At 33.8% G+C, this 22,500-nt stretch carries 22 protein-coding genes and 2 riboswitches; of the genes, 16 read left to right on the top strand and 6 right to left on the bottom strand.

All coding sequences use genetic code 11. The features are described from left to right. The 5 genes from RQ893_RS03185 to RQ893_RS03165 form a co-directional block, all read left to right on the top strand. Window positions 1-337 (top strand): Sua5 family C-terminal domain-containing protein (locus tag RQ893_RS03185; RefSeq protein ID WP_311481604.1); only part of this gene is annotated, 337 nt, incomplete at its 5' end. Between the two features lie 8 nt (window positions 338-345). Further along, window positions 346-975: a uracil phosphoribosyltransferase gene (gene upp / locus RQ893_RS03180; protein ID WP_311481603.1), complete on the top strand. Its 630-nt coding sequence runs from the start codon at window positions 346-348 to the stop codon at window positions 973-975. Between the two features lie 9 nt (window positions 976-984). Further along, window positions 985-2,262 carry a UDP-N-acetylglucosamine 1-carboxyvinyltransferase gene (gene murA / locus RQ893_RS03175; RefSeq protein WP_311481602.1) on the top strand — a complete coding sequence of 426 codons (1,278 nt, stop codon included), beginning with the start codon at window positions 985-987 and terminating at the stop codon, window positions 2,260-2,262. Then, window positions 2,262-4,418, top strand: coding sequence for an ATP-dependent RecD-like DNA helicase (locus RQ893_RS03170; protein WP_311481601.1), 2,157 nt, complete (start codon window positions 2,262-2,264; stop codon window positions 4,416-4,418). The genes murA and RQ893_RS03170 overlap by 1 nt, the downstream gene beginning before the upstream one ends. After that, entirely contained in the window at window positions 4,408-5,037 is a 630-nt protein-coding gene (locus RQ893_RS03165; protein WP_311481600.1) for a phosphoribosyltransferase family protein, read from the top strand. Before RQ893_RS03170 ends, RQ893_RS03165 begins: the two co-directional genes overlap by 11 nt. 37 nt (window positions 5,038-5,074) lie before the next feature. Here the strand turns inward: RQ893_RS03165 and scfB are convergent, their stop codons facing one another. The 3 genes from scfB to RQ893_RS03150 all read right to left on the bottom strand — a co-directional run bounded on the left by scfB (window position 5,075) and on the right by RQ893_RS03150 (window position 8,132). Further along, window positions 5,075-6,457: a thioether cross-link-forming SCIFF peptide maturase gene (gene scfB / locus RQ893_RS03160; RefSeq protein ID WP_311481599.1), complete on the bottom strand. Its 1,383-nt coding sequence runs from the start codon at window positions 6,455-6,457 to the stop codon at window positions 5,075-5,077. A 124-nt stretch (window positions 6,458-6,581) separates the two neighbouring features. Beyond that, entirely contained in the window at window positions 6,582-6,734 is a 153-nt protein-coding gene (gene scfA / locus RQ893_RS03155) for a six-cysteine ranthipeptide SCIFF (protein WP_004828870.1), read from the bottom strand. 45 nt (window positions 6,735-6,779) lie between these two features. After that, window positions 6,780-8,132, bottom strand: coding sequence for an aminotransferase class I/II-fold pyridoxal phosphate-dependent enzyme (locus RQ893_RS03150; protein ID WP_311481598.1), 1,353 nt, complete (start codon window positions 8,130-8,132; stop codon window positions 6,780-6,782). Window positions 8,133-8,218: 86 nt separating this feature from the next. Here RQ893_RS03150 and RQ893_RS03145 point away from each other — a divergent pair, with 86 nt between their 5' ends. The 9 genes from RQ893_RS03145 (at window position 8,219) to RQ893_RS03105 (ending at window position 18,140) form a co-directional block, all read left to right on the top strand. Next, complete coding sequence (locus RQ893_RS03145; protein ID WP_311481597.1) at window positions 8,219-9,091, top strand: LCP family protein; 873 nt, start codon at window positions 8,219-8,221, stop codon at window positions 9,089-9,091. Window positions 9,092-9,128: 37 nt separating this feature from the next. Then, window positions 9,129-9,647, top strand: coding sequence for an adenine phosphoribosyltransferase (locus RQ893_RS03140; protein WP_311481596.1), 519 nt, complete (start codon window positions 9,129-9,131; stop codon window positions 9,645-9,647). A gap of 185 nt (window positions 9,648-9,832) precedes the next feature. After that, window positions 9,833-10,762, top strand: coding sequence for a DnaJ domain-containing protein (locus RQ893_RS03135; protein ID WP_311481595.1), 930 nt, complete (start codon window positions 9,833-9,835; stop codon window positions 10,760-10,762). Between the two features lies 1 nt (window position 10,763). Beyond that, window positions 10,764-13,340, top strand: coding sequence for an ATP-dependent chaperone ClpB (clpB, locus tag RQ893_RS03130; RefSeq protein ID WP_311481594.1), 2,577 nt, complete (start codon window positions 10,764-10,766; stop codon window positions 13,338-13,340). Window positions 13,341-13,526: 186 nt separating this feature from the next. After that, on the top strand, window positions 13,527-15,647 hold the full coding sequence (gene nrdD / locus RQ893_RS03125) for an anaerobic ribonucleoside-triphosphate reductase (RefSeq protein ID WP_311481593.1): 2,121 nt from the start codon (window positions 13,527-13,529) through the stop codon (window positions 15,645-15,647). Next, a complete protein-coding gene (gene nrdG / locus RQ893_RS03120; RefSeq protein ID WP_311481592.1) occupies window positions 15,644-16,144 on the top strand; it encodes an anaerobic ribonucleoside-triphosphate reductase activating protein in 501 nt (166 codons plus the stop codon). The genes nrdD and nrdG overlap by 4 nt, the downstream gene beginning before the upstream one ends. Window positions 16,145-16,167: 23 nt before the next feature. Beyond that, window positions 16,168-16,755: a LemA family protein gene (locus RQ893_RS03115; RefSeq protein WP_311481591.1), complete on the top strand. Its 588-nt coding sequence runs from the start codon at window positions 16,168-16,170 to the stop codon at window positions 16,753-16,755. 20 nt (window positions 16,756-16,775) lie between these two features. Next, window positions 16,776-17,621: a TPM domain-containing protein gene (locus RQ893_RS03110; protein ID WP_311481590.1), complete on the top strand. Its 846-nt coding sequence runs from the start codon at window positions 16,776-16,778 to the stop codon at window positions 17,619-17,621. 9 nt (window positions 17,622-17,630) lie between these two features. Continuing rightward, complete coding sequence (locus RQ893_RS03105; RefSeq protein WP_311481589.1) at window positions 17,631-18,140, top strand: nucleoside 2-deoxyribosyltransferase; 510 nt, start codon at window positions 17,631-17,633, stop codon at window positions 18,138-18,140. Window positions 18,141-18,192: 52 nt separating this feature from the next. Here RQ893_RS03105 and tenA read toward each other — a convergent pair whose 3' ends face one another. Continuing rightward, a complete protein-coding gene (tenA, locus tag RQ893_RS03100; protein ID WP_311481588.1) occupies window positions 18,193-18,861 on the bottom strand; it encodes a thiaminase II in 669 nt (222 codons plus the stop codon). Window positions 18,862-18,945: 84 nt separating this feature from the next. After that, window positions 18,946-19,033: riboswitch (TPP riboswitch) on the top strand. 69 nt (window positions 19,034-19,102) lie between these two features. Between tenA and RQ893_RS03095 the strand changes: the two genes are divergently transcribed. Then, the gene (locus RQ893_RS03095) at window positions 19,103-19,804 is read left to right on the top strand and encodes a class I SAM-dependent methyltransferase (RefSeq protein WP_311481587.1); all 702 of its coding nucleotides are present in this window, start codon (window positions 19,103-19,105) and stop codon (window positions 19,802-19,804) included. 109 nt (window positions 19,805-19,913) lie between these two features. Here RQ893_RS03095 and RQ893_RS03090 read toward each other — a convergent pair whose 3' ends face one another. Both RQ893_RS03090 and RQ893_RS03085 read right to left on the bottom strand, forming a co-directional pair. Continuing rightward, window positions 19,914-20,429 carry a folate family ECF transporter S component gene (locus tag RQ893_RS03090; RefSeq protein ID WP_311481586.1) on the bottom strand — a complete coding sequence of 172 codons (516 nt, stop codon included), beginning with the start codon at window positions 20,427-20,429 and terminating at the stop codon, window positions 19,914-19,916. A gap of 21 nt (window positions 20,430-20,450) precedes the next feature. After that, window positions 20,451-20,536: riboswitch (THF riboswitch) on the bottom strand. A gap of 38 nt (window positions 20,537-20,574) precedes the next feature. After that, the gene (locus tag RQ893_RS03085; protein WP_311481585.1) at window positions 20,575-21,327 is read right to left on the bottom strand and encodes a nitroreductase family protein; all 753 of its coding nucleotides are present in this window, start codon (window positions 21,325-21,327) and stop codon (window positions 20,575-20,577) included. 55 nt (window positions 21,328-21,382) lie between these two features. Between RQ893_RS03085 and RQ893_RS03080 the strand changes: the two genes are divergently transcribed. Next, window positions 21,383-22,500: DEAD/DEAH box helicase (locus tag RQ893_RS03080; RefSeq protein ID WP_311481584.1), on the top strand; the 1,118-nt coding region annotated here is incomplete at its 3' end.

The following is a 22,500-nucleotide window of genomic DNA, read 5'->3' as shown; positions in this document are numbered from 1 at the left end:
ACATTATGCTCCAAAGGCAAAGCTTAGAGTCTTTATCGGAGAAAATGTGCCAGCTTATATATTAAAGCTTGCAGAAAAATATAAATCTCAGGGCAAAAAAGTCGGTATTTTAGTTTTTGAAGAAGATAAAGAAAAATTTGCTTCATTCCCATATATTTCCCTAGGATCAAGGGACGACTTATCTACTATGAGTCACGTCTTATTTTCATCTTTAAGAGAGATGGATAGACTAGGTGTAGATATAATTCTTGCAGAAGGTGTAAAGGAAAATCATTTGGGTAAGAGTATAATGAATAGGATGAAAAAAGCAGCAGCAAATGATGTAAATAATATATAGGAGAAGATATGAAAAACGTAACAGTATTAGACCATCCAGTAATTAAACATAAGATTTCAATACTTAGGGATAAAAACACAGGATCAAATGAATTTAGGTCCTTGGTAACAGAGATTGCTATGATGCTTGCTTATGAAGCAACAAAAGACCTCGAACTTGAAGAATACGATGTTGAAACACCGGTTGCTAAGACTACAGGCTATAGACTTACAGGTAAAAAAATAGGTATAGTTCCAATCCTAAGAGCAGGTCTAGGCATGGTAGATGGAGTGTTAGAAGTATTACCAGCAGCAAAAATTGGCCACATTGGTATGTATAGAAATGAAGAAACTCTCCAACCAGTAGAATACTATTGCAAATTGCCTAGTGATGTTGAAAACAGAGACATCCTAGTTGTTGACCCTATGCTTGCTACAGGTGGTTCTGCCTGTGATGCTATCGATAGACTTAAAGAATACGGATGCAAGTCTATCAAGTTATTATCCATTATAGCAGCTCCAGAAGCTTTCAAATTACTTGAAGAAAAGCACCCAGATGTAAAAGTATATATTTCTCAACTTGATGAGAAACTAAATGAAAATGGATACATTGTTCCAGGTCTTGGAGATGCTGGTGATAGACTATTTGGAACAAAATAAGGAATAAAAATGGCGAAAAAAGAAATTTTAATTATCAATTCTAATGGACCTCTTAAAGGCGAGGTGAATATATCAGGAGCGAAAAACTCAGCTCTTCCTATCCTTGCTGCCTGTGTCTTAGGTACAGAAGAGATTATATTAGATGGAGTTCCTGAGCTAAAGGACGTAGAAATTATGGTGGAGGTCCTAAAACACTTAGGTAGTAAGGTTAAATACTTAGATAAAAATACTTTAAGTATAAACTCTGCAGGTATAAATACTTGTGAAACTCCTTATGAGCTTATGGATAAGATGAGAGCTTCCTTTGTGGTTATGGGTCCACTTCTCTCAAGATTTCATGCTGCCCACACCAAGGCCCCTGGTGGATGCAATATTGGAAGTCGTCCAATAGATCTTCACCTAAAGGGTTTTGAGGCTCTTGGTGCTGTTAATACTGTAAATGATGATGAAATAGCTATTGTTGCTAAAGATGGTCTTGTTGGTACAGAAATATATTTGGACTTTCCGTCAGTTGGAGCCACACAAAATATTATTATGGCAGCATGTCTTGCTAATGGTAAGACAACCTTAGAAAACGCTGCAAAGGAACCAGAAATAGTTGACCTAGCGTCTTTCCTTTCAAAAATGGGTGCAAACATCAAGGGTGCAGGTACATCTACAATTGTAATCGAAGGTGTTGAAAAACTTACAGGTACTCGTCACACTATAATCCCAGATAGGATAGAAGCAGCAACCTATATGACAGCTGCAGCTATGACTAGGGGCGAAGTTTTAATTAATAATGTAATTGGCTCTCACATTAGACCAGTTATAGCAAAATTAGTGGAAATGGGTGTTGACGTTGAAGAGATTGAAGATGAGGATAAGATAATAGTCAAAGCTCCAAATAGGCTAAAATCAACCAATATCCAAACTCTTCCATATCCTGGTTTTCCAACAGATGCTCAGGCACAGTTTATGGCACTTATGACTGTTTGTGAAGGGGAAAGTAGGATCCAAGAGACTGTCTTTGAAAATAGGTTTATGCATGTTGCAGAACTTATGAAAATGGGAGCAGTTATTGCTACATCTGGCAACAGGGCAACAATTGCAGGTGTTGAGAAACTCCATGGTGCAGATGTAAAAGCAACTGACCTTAGGGCAGGGGCAGCCCTTGTAATGGCTGGTCTTGTAGCAAAAGGTACTACTAGGGTTTTTGATATCTACCACATAGATAGGGGATATTCAAACCTAGTTGAGAAATTAACCAAACTTGGCGCTGACATAAAGAGAGTAGAAGTAGAATAATGAAATTAGAAGGTATAGTATCAAACATTAGGTATAGGAATGATGAAAGTGGCTATAGCGTAATGACGCTTGAAACCCCAGATTCTGATATAACTATTGTTGGTACTATGCCTTTTTTTTATGAAGGTGACAGGATAGAAGTCGAGGGTGATTTTACCTACCATGACAAATACGGCGAGCAAATAAATGTCAAAAGTGTTAGGCTAAAAAAACCTTCAGATAAGGAATCCATAATTAAGTATTTGGCAAGTGGAAATATTAGAGGAGTTGGGAAAAAGACTGCTCAGGCAATATACGACATCTATGGCAAAGATTCCCTAGATATTTTGTATAAGGACCCAGATAAACTTTTGAAGGTTGAAGGGATTGGCAAGAAGAAACTTAATGATATAAAATTATCCGCTGAAGAAACCAGAGATTCTAGACGTAGCCTTGAATTTCTTCAAGGGCTTAAGATTTCCTATAACCTTGCTATGAAAATTTATAACAAGTACGGGGAAAATACTATTGATATAGTAAAGTCTAATCCTTATAAGCTAATTGAAGATATAAAGGGAATTGGCTTTAATATGGCAGATGCTCTAGCAAGAAATATGCAGATGGAGACAAATTCTGCCTTTAGGATATCGGCAGGTCTAACTTATGTTATAGGTTATGAGTCTGACTTTAATGGTCATACCAGTCTTGAAATGCCATACCTTGTTGAAGAAGCAGCTAAACTTTTAAAGGCTGATAAGGATATGATAGGAGATCAAATCCAAGCTGACTTATTGGCAGGAAAACTCGAACTTGTTGAAATAGATGGGAAGTCATATGTCTATTCTAAGGGACTTTATAAGGCAGAAAAGTCTGTTGCCATGGCTCTTGCAAAAAAAATCAAGGAGCCTTATATTTTTGAGGTCGAAATAGATGAAAACCTCGCTGCATATTCAGATGAGCAAAAAGAAGCAATAGAAGCTGCTTTTAAAAATATGCTTTTAGTAATAACTGGTGGTCCAGGTACAGGTAAGACAACGGTCATTAATGCTATTACAACTATTCTTGATAAAAATGAATTAACCTATGCCCTTGCGGCACCAACTGGAAGGGCTGCCAAGCGTATGCAAGAAGCAACTGCTTGCGAAGCCAATACCATCCATAGGTTAGTCGGCATTAGGCCTGATATGCCCATTGCAGAATATAACGAAGAAAATCCAATAGAGAATGATTATATAATTGTAGACGAGATGAGTATGGTGGATATTTATCTAATGAAGAATTTCATGGAAGCAGTGGGTGATTCGACAGCCCTAATTTTTGTTGGAGATAGTGACCAATTACCGTCAGTTGGGCCTGGTAATGTTTTGTCTGATATCCTAAATTCACCAGCTAAGTCTATAAGGCTTAAAAAAATCTTTAGGCAAGCTGGCGAATCGAATATAATTGTCAATGCCCATAGGATAAATGAAGGTAAATACCCATTTCTAAACCAACCCAACAAGGACTTTTTTTTCATAGAAACATCTGCTTATGGTTTTACCAAAGATTTGTTGAATTTAATCAAGGATAGGTTGCCAAGTTTTTATAAATTTGATCCTGTAAAAGACATCGAAGTCCTAGCCTTATCGAGGAAAACTGGCTGGGGAGTGGATGCTATCAATAAGTCTATTCAAGAAGCTATAAACAAGGAAAAAATATTTTTAAAAGTAAATGACAGGACCTTTAAACTATACGATAAGGTCATGCAAGTGAGAAATAATTACGACTTAAAGGCCTTAAATAATGTTCCTAACAACGATGGGGTCTATAATGGAGATATTGGTATCATTATAGATATAGACACCAATGAAGAGTGTATAAAAGTAGAATTTGATGATGGTAAGATTGTCAAATATAAAAAAGATGATATAAAAGACCTAGACTTATCATATGCTATAACAGTTCATAAGTCTCAAGGTTCTGAATTTAAGTGTGTTATCATCCCTATGATGCAAGTTGCTCCTATGCTATTAACCAGGAATCTTTTATATACTGGGGTAACTCGTGCGAAGAAACTTGTAATCTTACTTGGGGAGAAGAGATATATTAAAAGAATGGTTGATAATAATAGGTCAAATCATCGAAATTCCAATCTTTCCTATTGGATAAATGAAATGGAGTCTATCCTTGCTGATTGATTATTTATTTTTAGATAAAAATACCTGCGCTTTATGCCAGAGTGAATATATTTATAAGTACGACCTTTGTAGAGATTGCTATGATAGGCTTGATTATGTAGATAATAAATTCTTGCTTAAAGCTTATGAATGTTATTCCATATATTTTTATGATGAATTTTTTAAAAAGCTTATTGGTCTTTATAAGTTTGAAAGAAGGACTGAGTTTTCTAGGATTTTCTCCAAGATGGTCTATGATTATGGTATAAAAAAGAATCTCTTTGATTGTGATTATATTTTGCCATCTCCATCTTCAAGGAAAACTTTGATTAATAGGGGCTTTGACCATATTAGACTGATTACAGATGATTTTATTGATAAGATAAAGCCTGTTTACCTGGATGATTTTATAAAGGTAAAAGATACAAGAGCCCAGCATGATTTGGGAAAAGAAGCAAGGTCAACAAACCTTATTGGCGCCTTTAGATTGGATAAGGATTTGACTGGTAAATCGGTTTTGATAATTGACGACCTGGTTACAACAGGAAACACATCACTAGAAATGATTAGAGTTTTAGAGCAAGCAAATGTAAAGGACATTAAAATCTTAGCCCTTGCTTCAGAAAGAAGAGTATTATAAAAGCCAAGCTAAGCTATCGCTTATACTTGGCTTATTTTTATGCTTGTTCTGTTTCAGATTCTTTTAAAAATTCGTAAATTTTAACGGCAAGAGCCATCTCTATCCTTTTTCTAAAAAGCTTACAAGAATATTCGTGGGTGTGGTTGAGGTCTCCGGTAGCATTGTAATTATTTGCTGCGCAACCTCCAGAGCAATACATACTTGCCCAGCATTCCCTACATTCTGATTTTGAATAACAATTGCAGGTCTTAAACTGGTTTACAAGGTCAGTATTTTTCACACCTTCAAAAATATTTCCAATTTTAAAGTCGTCATTGCCTACAAATTGGTGGCAAGGGAAGAGGTCTCCAGTTGGAGTTACTGCCATATATTCTGTTCCTGAACCGCATCCTGATAGTCTTTTGTGGATACATGGTCCATTTTCAAGATCAATCATATAGTGATAGAAAATAAATTCATCATTTGTATCAATTGCTTCCATCATCATATCTGCTAATTTTTCGTATTGGTCGTAAAGAAGTGGAAGGTGCTCATCTTTTAGGGCGTATTCATTATCGGGACTTCCTACGACTGGTTCAAGAGAAGTGCGTTTGAAACCTAAATCTAGATATGTTTTGATATCTTCTGTAAAATCGAGGTTGTTAGCTGTATAGGTGCCTCTCATGTAGTATTCCTTATCGCCACGTTTTTCTACAAGTTTTTGGAATTTTGGCACGATTAGGTCAAAGGAACCTGTACCAGCAAGAGTTCTTCTGAAATGGTCATGCTTATCTTTTCTACCATCTAGGGACAAGACGACATTTTTCATGTTTTCATTCAAATAATCAATTGTATCGTCATTTAAAAGTAGACCGTTGGTTGTGAGGGTGAAGTTAAAGTGTTTATTGTATTCTTTTTCCTTACTCTTTGCGTAGTCGACAGTAAATTTCACTACACCAAGATTCATCAAAGGTTCACCGCCGAAAAAGTCTATATCTAGGTTATAATGCCTACCGGAATTTTCTAGTAAAAAATCAATTGCTTTTTTTGCAACGTCTTTGGTCATAATGGCATCTGGTCCGTGGTACTTTCCGCCTTTTGCAAAGCAATAATCACAAGTGAAATTACAGGTGTGAGCGACATTTAGGCAAAGTGCCTTGATGTTGGTTGGTTTTTTTGTTACATCTATGGCTAGGTTTTTAAAAGAATCATCTGTGAATAATTGACCGGTAGAAATCAATTCTTCAACCTCATCAAAAGCAGCTTTTAACTCCTCATCCGCAAGGCTATATTTTTCTTTGATTTCTTCTTTTAATAAATTTTTGTCTGTATTTTCGTATTTTTCAATAATATCATAGGTAACGTCGTCAACTAGGTGGACAGACCCACTGTATATATCTAAAACAATATTAAAACCCTTAGCTTTATATTGGTGTATCATAAAATCTCCTTCATATGTAAAATCCTTAATATTATACTTATTTACTAGGATTATAAAAGTTATAAACAGAAAAAAACTTACCTACATATATGTAAGTAAGTTGAAAAATAGAGTAAGTTTTTTCCTATTTATTTTCTTTTTTGCTAACACATTCTTGGTTGGCAACTCCGCAAGATGTTTTACAAGCAGATTGGCAAGAAGTTTGGCATTCGCCACATCCACCGTCTTTTTGGCTCTTGTGAAGATTTCTTGTATTAAGTGTAAGTATTCTTTTCATTTTAAAATCTCCTTATTAATAAGAATTTCCTATTCAACTAATATATTAACAGTTTTCTTCCCTTTTGTCAATCAAGACAGAAATAGAATTGCCATTAAGGTTTACATTTATATCATTTTCAAGGAAGTTGTTTATGTTTTCTAGGATATTTTCATCTATTAACTCGCCAGGAGCAAGGATAGGTATGCCAGGAGGGTAGGCATGGGTAAAACCGCCAGCAATTTTACCTGCAGCCTTACTTATATCAATAAATTTTGATTCTTTATCCATAGCTTGGTATATTTCAAAAATCTTTTTAGGCCTGATATAGGAAAATTTATATGATTTTATTTCTTGCTTTATATTTTTATCAATTTTAAGCAAGGCTTTTTTTAGGAGCTTAAAACCCTCGTCAGTATCATAGGTACTAGCTATCAACAGGGCATATGAAGGATATGCCATTTCTATTTCAATTTTTTCTTTTTTTAATAATTTTCCTAAGACTTTTCCGTTTATGTTTGTATCTTTGGTTGAAATTAAAATCTTTGACCTATCTTTGTTTTTAGAATTAACTAATTTTAGGTTTTTTAAGTTCAGCCCATAAAGGTCGTCGAGATTTCTAGATAATTTTTCATTTAAAATTTCCACTTCATCTAGGTTTTCTAAGATATAATCTATCGATTGTAGGACTAAATAGGAGGGGGATGATGTTTGGAAAATTGTCATCGAAAATCTTAAATCATTTATAATGCTTTCATCGTTTACTAAAACAGCAGCTGCCGGTGTAAGGGCAGGTAGGTTTTTGTGAAAGGAAGTTATGGCTATATCAAAGGAGTTTTTATACTCGTCTGTCAAAAACAAATGAGATCCGTGGGCCATGTCTAGAATGAGTTTGGTATTATTTGCCCTGCATAAATCATAAATTCTTTCGATGTTCAAGATATAACCTTCATAGGAAGGGGAGGTTATTACTAAAGCGCTATAATTATTTGAATTTAATTTCCTTTCTAAATCAAGATATGAAATATCGGTTATTGCACCGATATCATTGGAAACAATATCAAGATAATCGACTTCCAATTTATTTATCAAACAGGCATGGTAGACAGCCTTGTGGGATGATCTTTGGATTAAGATATTTTTGTTATTCTTTGTAAGAGTTCTTATGCTAGCTAATATGCCAGATGTTGACCCATTTGTGGAAATAATTGCATCCTTAACTTTATAAATATCAGCAATTTTCCTCTTCATTTCTATGAATACTTCTTTAGGGTCGTTTAGATTATCAAGACCACCTATTTCTGTAAAATCTCTCTTATAACCTAACTTAGAATCTAAAAGTCTAGATCTTTTATGACCTGGCATGTGGAAAGGGTAGTAATTTTCTTTTAGGTAATCGTCAATAAGTTTATTTAACATATAGCCTCCACCTATATTATAGCTTAACTTAAAAAAATTGTAAGGAAAATTATTGTTTTTGGTGTATGATAAGGCTAGGTGATAAAATGAAAAATAATATAATAAAAATAATAAAATCTTTAATAATATTTTTACTCTTTATAATTGTCTTTGCTGCAGTATTTATTATTGTGGGATTTTTTAAGAACCAAAGTATAGACAATCCTATCGATGATTTCATAGGTCCTAAGGATGAGTTCTTATTTCTTCTTGCAGGAGTTGACTCTACTGGTGAAGAGACAGGTACTAGGACTGATACCCTCATGCTAGTGAGAGCTGATAGCAAGAATAAGGAAGTTGATATGATATCTATTCCTAGAGATTCATATGTATCTATTAATGGGTCGATGGATAAGATAAATGCAGCCCATTCTTACGGGGGCATAGATTTAACAATGAGTGTTGTAAGAGATTTTATGGGGATTAACTTAAATAAGTATTTTGTAATCTCTTTTCAAGCTGTTATTGAAGGGATAGACGCCCTTGGAGGCATGGATGTAGATGTAAGTAATGAGGTTGTAGAAGCTATGGGAATAAGTCCTGGAGTACATTCAATGACAGGTCAAGAGGTTCTTACTTATGTAAGATTTAGGAAGGGCTATCAAAATGCAGATTTGGGAAGGATAAATACCCAACAAGATTTCCTTAAACAATTCATAAAAGAAGCGACTAAAGTTACTAATCTGCCAAAATTACCTAAAGTTTATGCAGCGATGAAACCATATATAAAGACAAATATGGATTTTAAAGAATTATCTTCTCTTGCTATGAAATTTAAGACAGTAGACTCATCAAATATTAATTCTGTAAAGCTTGAAGGTGAAGGCTTTAATATGGATGGAATTTCTTATTATGAGATTTATCCAGAATCAATTGAGAATGTTAGAACAACTTACCTAAATTCTTTTTTAAGAAATTAGAAAAGGGTATAATAGAAATGAATTAAATGGAGGAAATATGGATATCAAATCATTAATAAGAGTAATAGAAGATTACCCAGAGAAAGGCATATCTTTTAAAGATATTACAACCCTACTAAAGGATAGGGATGGTTTTAAAAAAACTATTGACCTACTTGAAGAAAAATTAGCTGGCTATGACTTTGATTTTATAGCAGGTGTTGAGTCAAGGGGACTTATTTTTGGGGCACCCTTAGCAGATAGGCTAAATAAGGGATTTATTCCAATTAGAAAACCTGGTAAGCTTCCTGGCGAGATAGAAAAAGTATCTTATGATCTCGAATATGGCACAAACGAGTTGGAAATTCATAAAGACGCTCTTAATAAAGGGGATAGGGTCGTAATTATTGATGACCTAATTGCAACTGGAGGTTCTGCTAAAGCTGCTGCTAAGCTTGTAGAATCTATTGGTGGCGAGGTAGTGTGTTTCGAATTTTTAATAGAACTTACATCCTTAAAGGGTAGGGAAGTTTTAAAAGACTATGAAGTTCTTTCTCTAGTAGAATATGATCATTAAGGAAAAAATATGAAGAGGTTTCATTTGAAATCTCTTTTTTAATGGCTAAATTTAAACAACTTTACTTTGGTAGAAAATATATTTATTTTTTAAAATAAACTGATAAATATACTTGAAATAGGTATTATTCCTAGTATAGTTTAATTAAGGTCAGAGATGGTCAAAGAAATAAGATGGAGGTAGAAATGCAATATAAAGATTATTATGAAGTGCTAGGGGTGGACAAAAAAGCTAGTGCTGATGAAATAAAAAAAGCATTTAGAAAACTTGCTAAAAAATACCACCCAGACCTTCATCCAGATGATGAAAGTGCACACAAAAAATTTACAGAAATAAACGAAGCCTACGAAGTTTTATCAGATCCTGAAAAGAGAAATAAGTATGACACCTTTGGTGCAAATGCGAACTTTTCTGGTGGTCAAAATTTTGATCCAAGAGATTTTGGTTTTGACTTTGGCAACTTTGGTAACGGCTCTTACACATATACAAGTTCAAATGGTTCAGGTTTTTCCGACTTTTTTGATACCCTTTTTGGTGGTTTTGGAAACACTTCCTCAAGAAAGTCTCAAGGCTTTGGTGGATTTAACACAGGTTTTGGAAGCGGATTTACTAAAAAGCCTAAGACTAAACTAGATACTGAAGTTAGTATTTCAATTGATGAAGCCATGAAGGGCACAACAAGAAAAATTTCCGTTAAGACTGAAGCAGGTATTAACGATGTTGAAGTTAATATTCCAAAGGGAATTAAAAATAAGAACAAGATTAAAATAGATGGTTCTAAATACGGAATAAATGCAGAAATATATGTCTTGGTCAAGATAAAAGAAACAGAAGATTTAAAACTTGATGGTATAGACTTTATTAAAAAAGTAAAGATTAGTCCTTGGGATGCTTATTTTGGAACAAAGAAAAAAATATCAACAATAAAAGGCAATATTTTAGTAACTATTCCAGAAAAAATCACTTCTAATAAGAAAATCAGACTTAAAAACCTAGGTTATACCGATAGGAAAAATAAAACTGGTGATTTGATTTTGGAAGTACTTATTGAAAACCCAGACCTAAACGAAGAACAAATTGAATTATACAAAAAATTAAAAGAAATCGAGGGATAATATGGACAACAACAAATTAACACAAAAATCAATCGAAGCTATCAACAATGCAAATTCAATGGCAATAAAAGATTCTAACCCAGAAGTTAATGAATTTCATTTAGCTTTAAGCCTAGTTGATAGCCCTGACTCCTATGTTTCAATGGTTTTATCTAAAATGGGAGTAGATGTAAATGCATATAAAAAGAAAATTGAAGATAAGGTAGAAAATTTACCTAAACAATCAGGTAATGCAAATACTTACCCATCCCAAGTCTTCCAAAGAATATTTTTGAAAGCTGAGGATGAAGCTGAGGCTATGGGTGATTCTTTCATATCTGTAGAGCACATTTTTCTTTCTTTACTAAAAGAAAATACTGAAATGTCACCAATAAATAAGGAATTTAATATTTCTTATAAGGCTTTCAAAGATAATGTCTTAAAAGTCAGAAATGGTCAAAAAGTAACAACTGACAATCCAGAAGAAACTTCAAATCCTCTAGAAAAATTCGGAAGAGATTTAACCCAAGAAGCTAGGGATGGAAAAATTGACCCTGTTATCGGTAGGGATGCAGAAATTAGGAATGCTTTAAGGATTTTATCTCGCCGTAAGAAAAATAACCCGGTCTTAATTGGTCAACCTGGTGTAGGTAAGACCGCCATTGTTGAAGGTCTTGCTCAAAGAATCGTAAACAACGATGTACCAGAGCCTCTTCAAGGTAGGAGAATTTTCTCTCTTGATATGGGAGCTCTTGTTGCTGGTGCTAAGTACAGGGGTCAGTTTGAAGAAAGATTAAAGGCAGTAATAGAAGAAGTCAAAAAATCTGACGGTCAAATTATAATGTTTATTGATGAAATCCACACAATTGTTGGTGCTGGTAAATCAGAAGGTGCTATGGATGCATCAAACATTATGAAACCAATGCTAGCCAGGGGTGAAATAAAAGTAATCGGCGCTACAACCCTTAATGAATATAGGGAATATATAGAAAAAGACGGAGCTCTTGAAAGAAGATTCCAAAAAGTTATGGTAGAAGAGCCAAGCGTTGAAGATACAATTTCTATTCTAAGAGGAATTAAGCATAAATATGAAATCTTCCACGGCATTAGGATTCAAGATTCTGCAGTAATAGCAGCAGCAGAATTATCTGCTAGGTATATTTCAGATAGGTTCTTACCTGACAAGGCTATAGACCTTATGGATGAAGCTTGTGCTACAGTTAGGACAGAAATTGATACAATGCCTGCTTATCTTGATGAGCAAAAGAGAAAGTTACTACAGTTGCAAATAGAAATTACAGCTCTTAAAAAAGAAGATGATGATTATTCTAAAAAAAGATTAGAGGAATTAGAGAAAGAACTTGCTGATCTTTCTGAATCATTTAACGAAAATTTCTTAAAATGGAAGGAACAAAAGTCTGCTATTGATGATATAAAAACCATCAAAGAAGAAATTGACAAGGTTAAAGTAGAAATTGATCAAGCAGAAAGGTCTTATGATTTCGAAAAACTTTCTGAATTAAAGTATGGCAAGCTAGTTAAACTAGAAAATAAATTAAAAGAAGCAAGCCAATCTTCAAATGACGAATCTTCAATAAAAGAAGAGGTTACTGACGAAGATGTTGCAGATGTAGTTTCTAGTTGGACAAATATTCCAGTATCAAAACTTGTTGAAACTGAAAGAACAAAAATCCTCCACCTAGGAGAGACTCTTCACCAAAGAGTAATTGGACAAAATGAAGCTATAGAGGCAGTTTCAGACGCTATTATTAGGGCAAGATCTGGTCTAAAAGAACAAAATAGGCCAATAGGTTCCTTTATATTCCTAGGCCCTACAGGTGTTGGTAAGACAGAACTTGCAAAAACTCTTACAGAAGCTATGTTTGATGACGAACACAATATGATTAGGATTGATATGAGTGAATATATGGAAAAATATTCTGTATCAAGGCTTATCGGTGCAGCTCCAGGCTATGTAGGCTATGAAGAAGGCGGTCAACTAACAGAAGCTGTTCGCCGTAAACCATATTCTGTAATACTTTTTGATGAAATCGAAAAGGCTCACCCAGATGTCTTCAATATCTTATTACAAGTTTTGGATGATGGTAGGCTTACAGATAGCCAAGGCAGGACAGTTGATTTCAAAAATACAATTATAATAATGACATCTAATATTGGATCAGAATTCTTAATTGACGGTTTAAATAAAGATGGAAGCATCAAAGAAGAAAACCAAAAGAAAGTTGATGAAGTTTTAAGACGTTCATTTAAGCCAGAGTTCTTAAACAGAATTGATGACATTGTGATGTTTACACCACTAACAAGCGATCAAGTTTATAAAATTATAGACCTACAACTAGATAATATTAGGAAGAGACTTGCTGATAGGGATATCAAACTTGAGGTTACACTAGAAGCTAAGAAATATATCTTGGATAATTCTTATGATGTAGAATACGGTGCTAGACCTGTAAAGAGATACCTACAAAGAAATGTAGAAACAAAACTTGGTAGGTTAATAATCGAAGGAAAAGTTACTGATAGGGATACAGCAATTCTTGATTTAGTAGATGGTCAACTTGAGTTTAAAACTAAATAGCTTATTATAGATAAGTAGAAATAATAACGGAGTAATTTAATAGATTGCTCCGTTTTTACTTTGGCTATTTTCTGGGATTTCTACTATATGTAGTAAAATATGAAGCCTACCCACTATATATAGTATAATTTATTTTGCTTTAAAAATTAAATATGGTATGATATAAGTGTAATTTCGGAGGTAAAAATGTTACAGGTAATTAAAAGAGATGGGACTAAAGTCGATTTTAATAAAGAAAAAATCACCATCGCTATAGAAAAAGCCATGCATTCCCCAAGCGGTATTTATGTGGAAGGCCAGGCAGCAGAAATAGCAGGCGAAATAGAGGAGAGATCTAAAAATAAAAGAGAAATCTCTATTTATGAAATCGAAGACTTAGTCTACTACAAACTTATAGACAGGAAAAATCCTGCTACAGCCAAGTCCTATGAGTCTTATAAGTCAGTTCAGGCTTATAAACGTGAGCAAAATACATCTGACGATGAAATAATCGGACTTTTAAATCAAACTAATATAGATGTAATGGATGAAAATTCAAATAAAAATCCAATAATTGCTTCAACCCAAAGAGACCTCATAGCAGGCGAAGTAGCAAAAGATATAGCAAAGAGAAAACTTATTCCAGCAGACCTTGTGGAAGCCCATGATTCAGGAGCTATCCACATTCACGACCTTGATTATCTAATCCAACCAATTTTTAATTGTTGTTTAGTAGATATGAAAGACATGCTGGATAATGGAACAGTTGTAAATGAAAAGATGATTGAAACACCAAAATCTTTCCAAGTAGCATGCAATGTTATGACTCAAATTATAGCCCAAATTGCATCAAACCAATATGGAGGTCAATCAATCAATATCGCTTGCCTAAGCCCTTATCTAGAAAAATCTTATGATAAGAATTTAAAACTTGCAAGTGAGATTTTAGGTGATGAAAGCCAGGCTAGAAAGATGGCAGAGGCCCTAACTCAAAGAGATCTTGAAAGCGGTATCCAAACCATCCAATACCAAATAAACACTCTAATGACATCAAATGGTCAATCACCATTTGTGACTCTTTTCATGCACACAGATGAAAACGATCCTTACCTTGACCAAACGATAGAGATTATAAAAGAAATCTTAAAACAAAGGATTCAAGGAATTAAAAATGACCAAGGTGTATATGTTACACCTGCTTTTCCAAAGCTAATTTATGTTCTTGATGAAAACAATATAAATCCAGATTCTAAATATTTTGAACTAACAAAGCTTGCAGCTAAATGTACTGCCAAGAGAATGTATCCTGATTATATTTCTGCTAAAAAAATGCGTGAAAACTATGAAGGAAATGTATTCGCTCCAATGGGTTGCAGAGCCTTCCTTCCTCCTTATAAGGATAAATATGGGGATTATAAGTTTGATGGTAGGTTTAATATGGGAGTTTGCACAATCAATCTTCCACAAATAGGAATCCTTGCCCATGGAGATGAAGATTTATTTTTTGAAATATTAGAAAAAAGACTAGACCTTGTTAAAAGGGTAGGACTTCTGAGATATGAACACCTATCTAAGGTAACAAGTGACTCTTCTCCAATCCACTTCCAACATGGGGCGATAGCAAGACTTAAAAAACATCAATCAATAAAACCACTTTTGGAAAATGGCTATGCTACAGTTACAATAGGCTATATTGGAATATATGAAGCCACAAAGCTTACTATTGGAGAAAGCCATACTACAAAGAGGGGCCACGATTTTGCCATGAGGATCATGGAAATGTTAAATGACAAGAAAAAAGAATGGTCAGACCAATATGGTATTGCCTTTGCAGTTTATGGCACACCTGCAGAAAGCTTAACTCACAGGTTTGCCTCAATTGATAAAGAAAGATTTGGAGACATAGAAGACGTCACAGACAAGGGATATTACACAAACTCTTTCCATGTAGATGTTAGAGAAAATATTTCTGTATTTGATAAGTTTGATTTTGAATCAGAATTTCAAAAATTATCTACAGGCGGTTGTATTTCTTATGCAGAAATACCAAATATGACCAACAATATAGAAGCAGTTTTAACTATGATTGAGTATATCTATGATCATATCCAATATGCTGAATTTAATACAAAGAGCGACTACTGCGGCAATTGTGGTTATGATGGAGAAATCCTTCTAGATGAAAATAACCAATGGTATTGTCCAAATTGTGGAAACCACGATAGGGCAACCCTTACAGTAGTAAGGAGAACTTGCGGCTATCTTGGAGAGAATTTCTGGAATGAAGGAAGAACTAAAGAAATAAAGGCGAGAGTTCTTCACATATGAATTACGCACAAATAAGAAAATATGATGTAGCAAATGGTCCTGGTATCAGGACCACTTTTTTCCTTACAGGTTGTGATAGAAATTGCCCAAATTGCTTTAACACAGACTATATGGACTTTAACCATGGTCGAAAATGGGATAAAAATGCAGAAAAAGAAGTCATATCTTATTTAAAACTAGACCAAGTAGAGGGACTTACTGTTTTAGGCGGAGAACCTTTCGAAAATCCGATTGGTCTTCTTGATGCTCTGAGGAATATAAAAAAAGAAGTGAATAAATCTATACGGGTATACACTGGTTTTTTATTTGAAGATTTAGTAAATATAGAAAAATCAAAGGAAATATTACAAGAAATTGATGTCCTTATAGATGGAGAATTTATTGAAGAATTGAAAGATTTAAGCCTTAGGTTCAGGGGGTCGTCCAACCAAAGAGTGATTGATGTAAAGAAATCTCTCCAAAATAATAAAGTAATCATCCTAAATGGGTATAAATAAAAAAAGATATTTAGGAGGAAGAAATGATAAATCAAAATAAAAGATCTGGTGCATCAGGATTACTTATTGCAATAATAGCTCTGATTGTAGTTGCTCTATTAATGATTGTGCCAACCTATAACAGACTTGCAGGAAGTCGCGAAAATGTGAACCAAGCTTATGCCCAGGTACAAAATGTAGTCCAAAGAAGGGCTGATTTGATACCAAACCTTGTAAACACTGTTAAGGGCTATACTAATCATGAATCAGAAACTCTAACTCAGGTAACAAATGCTAGAGCAGGCGTTCAAAATGCAAAAAATCCTGCAGACCTTGCTAATGCTAATGAAGAACTTACAAGAGCAATAGGAGATATCAATGTAGTTGTAGAAGCCTATCCAGAACTCAAGGCTGATACTCAATTTGTTCAATTAATGGATGAGCTTGCTGGCTCAGAAAATAGGATATCTACTGAAAGGAAAAATTACAACGAAGCTGTTCAGATTTATAATACAGATATTAAAAAGTTTCCGACCAATTTAATAGCAAAATTTACCGGCTATGAAGCTGCTGAGTACTTCCAGGCAGATGCTAGTGCTCAAGAAGCGCCAAAAGTAAATTTTGGTAATTAAAAAACGACAAAGGAGTTAGTATGAGAAAGGCAAAATTCATAAGGCTTTGTTTATTAATACTAATATCTTTCTGCCTTTTTCAAACAAGGACTTACGCCAGTATTCCCAAGCCAAAAGATAATTATTATTTAGATGAAGAAAATCTTTTAGACGAATCTACAAAAGAAAACATAAACAAAACCAACAGGCAGCTCGAAGATAAGACTGGAAGCCAGGTAGTAGTTATGACCCTTCCAAATCCAGAAGAGCTTGACGGAGCTTCCTACGGTACAGAAATTTTTAACGACTGGAAGATAGGAGATCAAAAAAAAGACAATGGTGTCCTAATTTTGCTTTTGATGTCTAATCAAAAAGGGAAAAATCAGATAAATATCATCACAGGCTACGGTATAGAGGGTAGGCTAAATGATGGTAAAATCGGTAGGATAATTGATTCTTTTATGCTTGACGATTTAAGAGATGGTAATTATTCTAAGGCCCTTAATGAAGGTTTTAATGCAGTTGTAGGTGAGATTTGTGCCGAATATGATATAGAACTTGAAAAAGACTACACAGGATATCAAAATAAACTGGCAGATTCATCATCTGATGGTGGTATATCATTAGGAACAATCCTACTTATTATTGTAATTTTTATAATAATCTCAAATATGATAAATAATAACAATAACTACAGAGGCGGTGGCGGATTTAGGAAAAAAAGACGCTATAGCTACCCTAGGTTTGGTCCTGGATGGTCATCTTGGTCTAGTTCTTCAGATTCTTGGGGAGAGTCTGGTTTTGGAGGCGGCACAGGAGGTTTCGGCGGAGGTTTTTCCGGAGGTGGAGGATCATCCGGTGGAGGCGGAGCCGGCAGAAATTTTTAAGGAGAAAAAATGAAAGGATATTTAGCAAGTCATTTTTTTAATGATGCTATGTTTAGGTGGACAGAAGACTTGGCTCAGTATATAGAAAAGCATACTGACCTTGAACTTTATGTACCACAAAGAAATGCAGATATAAACGATAAGAAAAATAATGATGCGATTATTACGGATATAAAGATATCACAAGCTGATACAGCTCATTTAAAGGAAGCTAATGTATTAATTGCTAACCTTGATGGTCTTACAATAGACGATGGGGTATCAGCTGAGATTATGGCTCATGGAGTCATGGCTGAATTTGAAAAAGACCATGATATTGATTTTCCTAGGTTAATTATTGGGATAATAACAGATATGAGATATCAGGGAACTGGTGAGAACAAACTTTATAGAAATCTAATGGTAATTGGAAAGGTAAAAGAGCATGGCCACTTGGTAGTTGGTTACGCAGGTGATGACTCATTTAAGAAAGAAGTTGTAGATTGTATAAATAAATTTATGGCAGAAAATAAATGTTAATTTAGAAGGTGATGCTCAAGAATAAAAAACTATTCTTCGCATCACCTTTTTGTCAAAATAAATCGCCCTTATTATAGACCATATCCCAAAATTTAAGCTCATAAGTTAGACAATTTTTAAAAATTTTTATTAACGCATCCTTTTTTTCTTTTGTCATGTCTTTACCGAGTTCATTTATTTCATCAACCGTACCATCTACATAGGAAAGATAAACTGGATCAAGGTAGCCTGTTATAAATTTCCCGTAAATTTCATGGTTTTTGGCTTGCGGATTTACATCGTCTATGTGACTAAAAATATTGACATACCCTAAGTCACAAGCCATAAGCACCATTAATATTTCTTCATATCCACCAAGTTGGGATTGAGATATTCTGTAATTTGAATAGGAAAGGTTGGTTAGGTTTGCTTGCCTATTTTCTATTTCTCTTATGTCAATGTCAAAATCTTTCATTACACCACGGTGAATTGCCATTTCATTTTCCATGCAATTATTTATAAGATAAGCAAACTTACGGATAATATCTTTGTTATTTGTCTTTGTAAGACCTATGGCAAAAATCTTTACATGGTCCCATAGGTAAATGTAGTCTTCTTCAAGATAGTATTTGAATCTTGATATTTCAAGGTCACCACTTATTAAACCTTCTATGAAGGGATGATTATAAAGGTCTTGCCAGATGTCTTTTGTTTGTTCATATAAGTAGTCAATAAATTTCATAAGTCCTCCAATACCTAAATCATACCCGTTTTTACTTTAAATTTTCCATAAAGCTGATATAATATAATTGACAATTAAATATCTCTTTTATATTCGGGGTGCCAAGTGCTGAGATTATACCCGCTAACCTGATAAACTTAGTAGTTTCGTAGGGAAATAAAAAGCGATTTCAACTCTTTTTTCCGGATATAAGAAAAAAGAGTTTTTTAATTAAAAAAATTACGGAAGTTAGGAGAATAAGATGAAAGCAAAATTTGACGGATTAGCCAATAAGTATGATCAGTGGTTTATGGAAAATGAAAATATGTATTTAACAGAGTTAAATGTTGTAGAAATGGCTCTAAAAAGTGTAAATACAGAAAAATCTCTTTCAGTAGGTTGTGGAAGTGGTTTATTTGAGGTTTCTTTAAAAGATAGGGGTCTTACAATCACTGACGGTTTGGAACCATCAAAAGATATGGCTGAAATCGCTGAAAAAAGAGGCTTAAATGTAAAAATTGGCATAATTGAGGATGCAAAATTAGAAGATAATTATTATGATTGCATTTACTTAAATGGTTCATCAACTTATATAGAAGATTTGGAAAGTGCCTACAAAACTGTTTACAAAGCCCTAAAACCAGGTGGACACATTGTCGTAATAGATGTTCCTAAGGAAAGTTCCTTCGGTATCTTATACCAATTTGCTGCCTATGCAAAAACTTTTGATTTAGCAAATTTTGAGGGAATTTTACCAAAATCACCATACCCAATAGAACTTGTTACAAATACTGTTATGACAACAACCCCACATAAACGTGATGTACTTAAAAAGGTTGGTTTTAAAGATTTTAAATTCTATCAAACTCTAACCACAGATCCAGCTTATTCTGATGATTATGTAGAAGAAGCCCAAGAAGGTTATGACAAAGGATCTTATGTTGCAATAGTTGGTCAAAAATAGATTTATAATCGCCATATTTATTATTTTTAAGTATAGGATTGAATTTTTTTCACACAATTATAAATATTTGAAAAGGCGAGGATTTACTTCCTCGCCTATTTTAAAATATTTATTTTATTTTTGGTACAAGTTTAGTTACTATAAAATACAACAAGATGTAGTTTATGATTCCGTCTATTAAAACTTTTATAAAACGTGAAGCTAACATAACTTTATAAGGATTATTAAATAACTGGCTTAGCCAGAGTGTATTTAGGAACATATGGCATATGTAAAATACAAAAAATACCATAAGGCCTATTTGCCCCTTCAAAGAAATATTTTTTCTTTTACCATATACTGTAATAAGTCCTGGAATAAGACCAGTCAAAACAGATACCAAGGTAAAGCCTAAGTGTGGTGTGCCTCCAGCATTTATAGCAACACCTATTAAGTCAGCAGCAAGTCCAGCTAGGGCACCTGGAAGTGGGCCTAGGATAATACCTGCTAGCATTAGTGGCAAGTGGCCAAAAGAAAACTTAATTGAAGGTGTGATAAAGATACCAAAAAATCTTGAAAAGATTATTGATAAAGCTGTAAGCATAGCAGCCTTCACGAGTGAATCAACACTAAATTTTTTATTCATTTTTTCCCCTTTCTATCAGAGGTCAGCGGTTGCGATAAAGAATCGGAAGTTTCGTCTGGAAACAACAACCCATTTTCCAGCACTAATCGCTCTTTATCTACTCTGATATGATAATTATAAACTATTTGAGAAAAAATTCAAAATTTTAAGATGGATTTAAAACAAATCCTTGATCTATTAGTGTTTCAAACATTTTATTTCTATTTTTTATAGTTTTTCCTTGCTTCTTTATGATTTGGCTTGAAAAAGACTCACTTTTTCTACCAGCATCTCTCAGATCATAATAAGTTGTCATTTCTTGATCATAATTTTTTATCATTTCTAAGTAAGAATCATATGTCTTGTAGGAATTTTCAAAAGTCTTTAAATTTATATCAAGTCTTGGTTTTATTTGTGGATCTTGATTTGGCACTCCAAATCCTACGCCAACTGCTGGATAGGTTAGTTTTGGCATCTTTAGTATTTTAATTACCTTTTTTGTATCGTTATGGATATTACCGAAGTAATTTGCTCCAAGGCCTAATGATTCAACAGCAAGGGTCAAATTTTGTGCCGCTATTATTGCATCAGTAAAGCCTTGAATAAATTTATCAAAGCTTATCATTACATCATTTTCTACACCCAATTCCTTGGCTATTTCATAATTTCTTTTCAAATCAACAATGAAAATCCAAAGCTCACTTGCCCTTGCCATATAGGCTTGGTTGCCATTTTCTGCTAACTCTTCTTTAATTTTTGGGTCTGTAACTCTGATTATAGACATATTTTGCATGCCATTCGATGAAGCGGACATATTTACCACATCTAGTAGGGTTTTTATTGTAGCCTCATCTATCTTTTCATCTGTAAATTCTCTGATAGTCCTATGCTTTAATTGGTCATTAATTGTTTGGTTCATAAGCCCTCCTTTCTTAATTAATACCCAAAGGAGTATAGTAATATTAGGAGAAGAAATGAAAATAAGGACATCTGTTAGAAACTTAATTGAATTTGTTATGAGATCTGGAGATATAGATAACAGATTTAGGGACAATACCAGGATGGTCGAAGGTATTAGAGCTCATCAAAAAATTCAAGCTAAGTATGATAAGACTTATAAAAAAGAATATAAATTAAAAAACACTACAACCTACAAGGATGTAGTGTTTGAGGTAGAAGGAAGGGCAGATGGTCTTGGTAAAAAAGATGAGCTTTACCTAATAGATGAGATTAAGTCCACATCTAGAAGACTTGAAGAGTTGCCTGATGATAACAAACTCCATTGGGCACAGGCTATGTGCTATGCATATTTTTATGCCCTAGAAAAGTCAGTCGATACTATGCTTATCTCCCTAACCTATGTATCAGTTGATGATTATAAGTCAAAAATATTTGAAAAATCCTTTAGCTTTGATGAACTTAAAGACTTTTATTTTAAACTTTTAGATGAATACATATTATTTTCAAAAATTTTGGCTTCCAATAAGGAAAAACGAGATTCTTCTATAAAAAATTTGGATTTTCCATATCAATCTTACAGGAAGGGGCAGAGGAAGATGGCTGTGGCAGTATATACTGCAATTTTAGAAGAGAGGAATCTTTTTGTTGACGCCCCAACTGGTATAGGAAAGACAATATCTGCTATTTTTCCAAGTATAAAATCTATGCCAGAAAATCTGACTGATAAGGTTTTTTACCTAACAAGCAAAAATACCATAGCCAAAGAAGCTTTAAAATCGTTGAAATTACTAGGAGAAAATAATCTTTTTATAAAAGCCCTTCATATAACAAGTAAGGAAAAAATATGCCTTAATGATGAAGTTTCCTGTAATCCTATTGATTGTCCCTATGCCAAGGGTCATTTTGATAGGGTAAATGATGCTTTAAAAGATATATTAGAAAATGAAAATATCATGGACTATGATATAATTACCAAGTATGCAAAAAAACATATGGTTTGTCCTTTGGAATTCGAACTTGATATTAGTCTTTATGCTGATTTTGTAATTTGTGATTATAATTATGTTTTCGACCCAAATGTATTTTTGAAGAGATTTTTTGAAGAGGTTATTGATTCCTATGTATTTTTGGT

Source organism: uncultured Anaerococcus sp. (assembly GCF_963510915.1).
Classification (GTDB): Bacteria; Bacillota; Clostridia; order Tissierellales; family Peptoniphilaceae; genus Anaerococcus.
This window is presented reverse-complemented; position numbering and strand designations above follow the sequence as displayed.

Excerpts from the sequence above, each read along its gene's own strand:
- RQ893_RS03110 (WP_311481590.1), top strand. The coding sequence starts at position 16,776 with ATGAGAAAGGCAAAATTCATAAGGCTTTGTTTATTAATACTAATATCT.
- clpB (WP_311481594.1), top strand. The coding sequence starts at position 10,764 with ATGGACAACAACAAATTAACACAAAAATCAATCGAAGCTATCAACAAT.
- RQ893_RS03170 (WP_311481601.1), top strand. The coding sequence starts at position 2,262 with ATGAAATTAGAAGGTATAGTATCAAACATTAGGTATAGGAATGATGAA.
- upp (WP_311481603.1), top strand. The coding sequence starts at position 346 with ATGAAAAACGTAACAGTATTAGACCATCCAGTAATTAAACATAAGATT.
- RQ893_RS03095 (WP_311481587.1), top strand. The coding sequence starts at position 19,103 with ATGAAAGCAAAATTTGACGGATTAGCCAATAAGTATGATCAGTGGTTT.
- nrdD (WP_311481593.1), top strand. The coding sequence starts at position 13,527 with ATGTTACAGGTAATTAAAAGAGATGGGACTAAAGTCGATTTTAATAAA.
- RQ893_RS03135 (WP_311481595.1), top strand. The coding sequence starts at position 9,833 with ATGCAATATAAAGATTATTATGAAGTGCTAGGGGTGGACAAAAAAGCT.
- RQ893_RS03145 (WP_311481597.1), top strand. The coding sequence starts at position 8,219 with ATGAAAAATAATATAATAAAAATAATAAAATCTTTAATAATATTTTTA.
- RQ893_RS03105 (WP_311481589.1), top strand. The coding sequence starts at position 17,631 with ATGAAAGGATATTTAGCAAGTCATTTTTTTAATGATGCTATGTTTAGG.
- scfB (WP_311481599.1), bottom strand. The coding sequence starts at position 6,457 with ATGATACACCAATATAAAGCTAAGGGTTTTAATATTGTTTTAGATATA.
- tenA (WP_311481588.1), bottom strand. The coding sequence starts at position 18,861 with ATGAAATTTATTGACTACTTATATGAACAAACAAAAGACATCTGGCAA.
- scfA (WP_004828870.1), bottom strand. The coding sequence starts at position 6,734 with ATGAAAAGAATACTTACACTTAATACAAGAAATCTTCACAAGAGCCAA.
- RQ893_RS03085 (WP_311481585.1), bottom strand. The coding sequence starts at position 21,327 with ATGAACCAAACAATTAATGACCAATTAAAGCATAGGACTATCAGAGAA.
- murA (WP_311481602.1), top strand. The coding sequence starts at position 985 with ATGGCGAAAAAAGAAATTTTAATTATCAATTCTAATGGACCTCTTAAA.
- RQ893_RS03150 (WP_311481598.1), bottom strand. The coding sequence starts at position 8,132 with ATGTTAAATAAACTTATTGACGATTACCTAAAAGAAAATTACTACCCT.
- RQ893_RS03090 (WP_311481586.1), bottom strand. The coding sequence starts at position 20,429 with ATGAATAAAAAATTTAGTGTTGATTCACTCGTGAAGGCTGCTATGCTT.
- RQ893_RS03140 (WP_311481596.1), top strand. The coding sequence starts at position 9,129 with ATGGATATCAAATCATTAATAAGAGTAATAGAAGATTACCCAGAGAAA.
- RQ893_RS03115 (WP_311481591.1), top strand. The coding sequence starts at position 16,168 with ATGATAAATCAAAATAAAAGATCTGGTGCATCAGGATTACTTATTGCA.
- nrdG (WP_311481592.1), top strand. The coding sequence starts at position 15,644 with ATGAATTACGCACAAATAAGAAAATATGATGTAGCAAATGGTCCTGGT.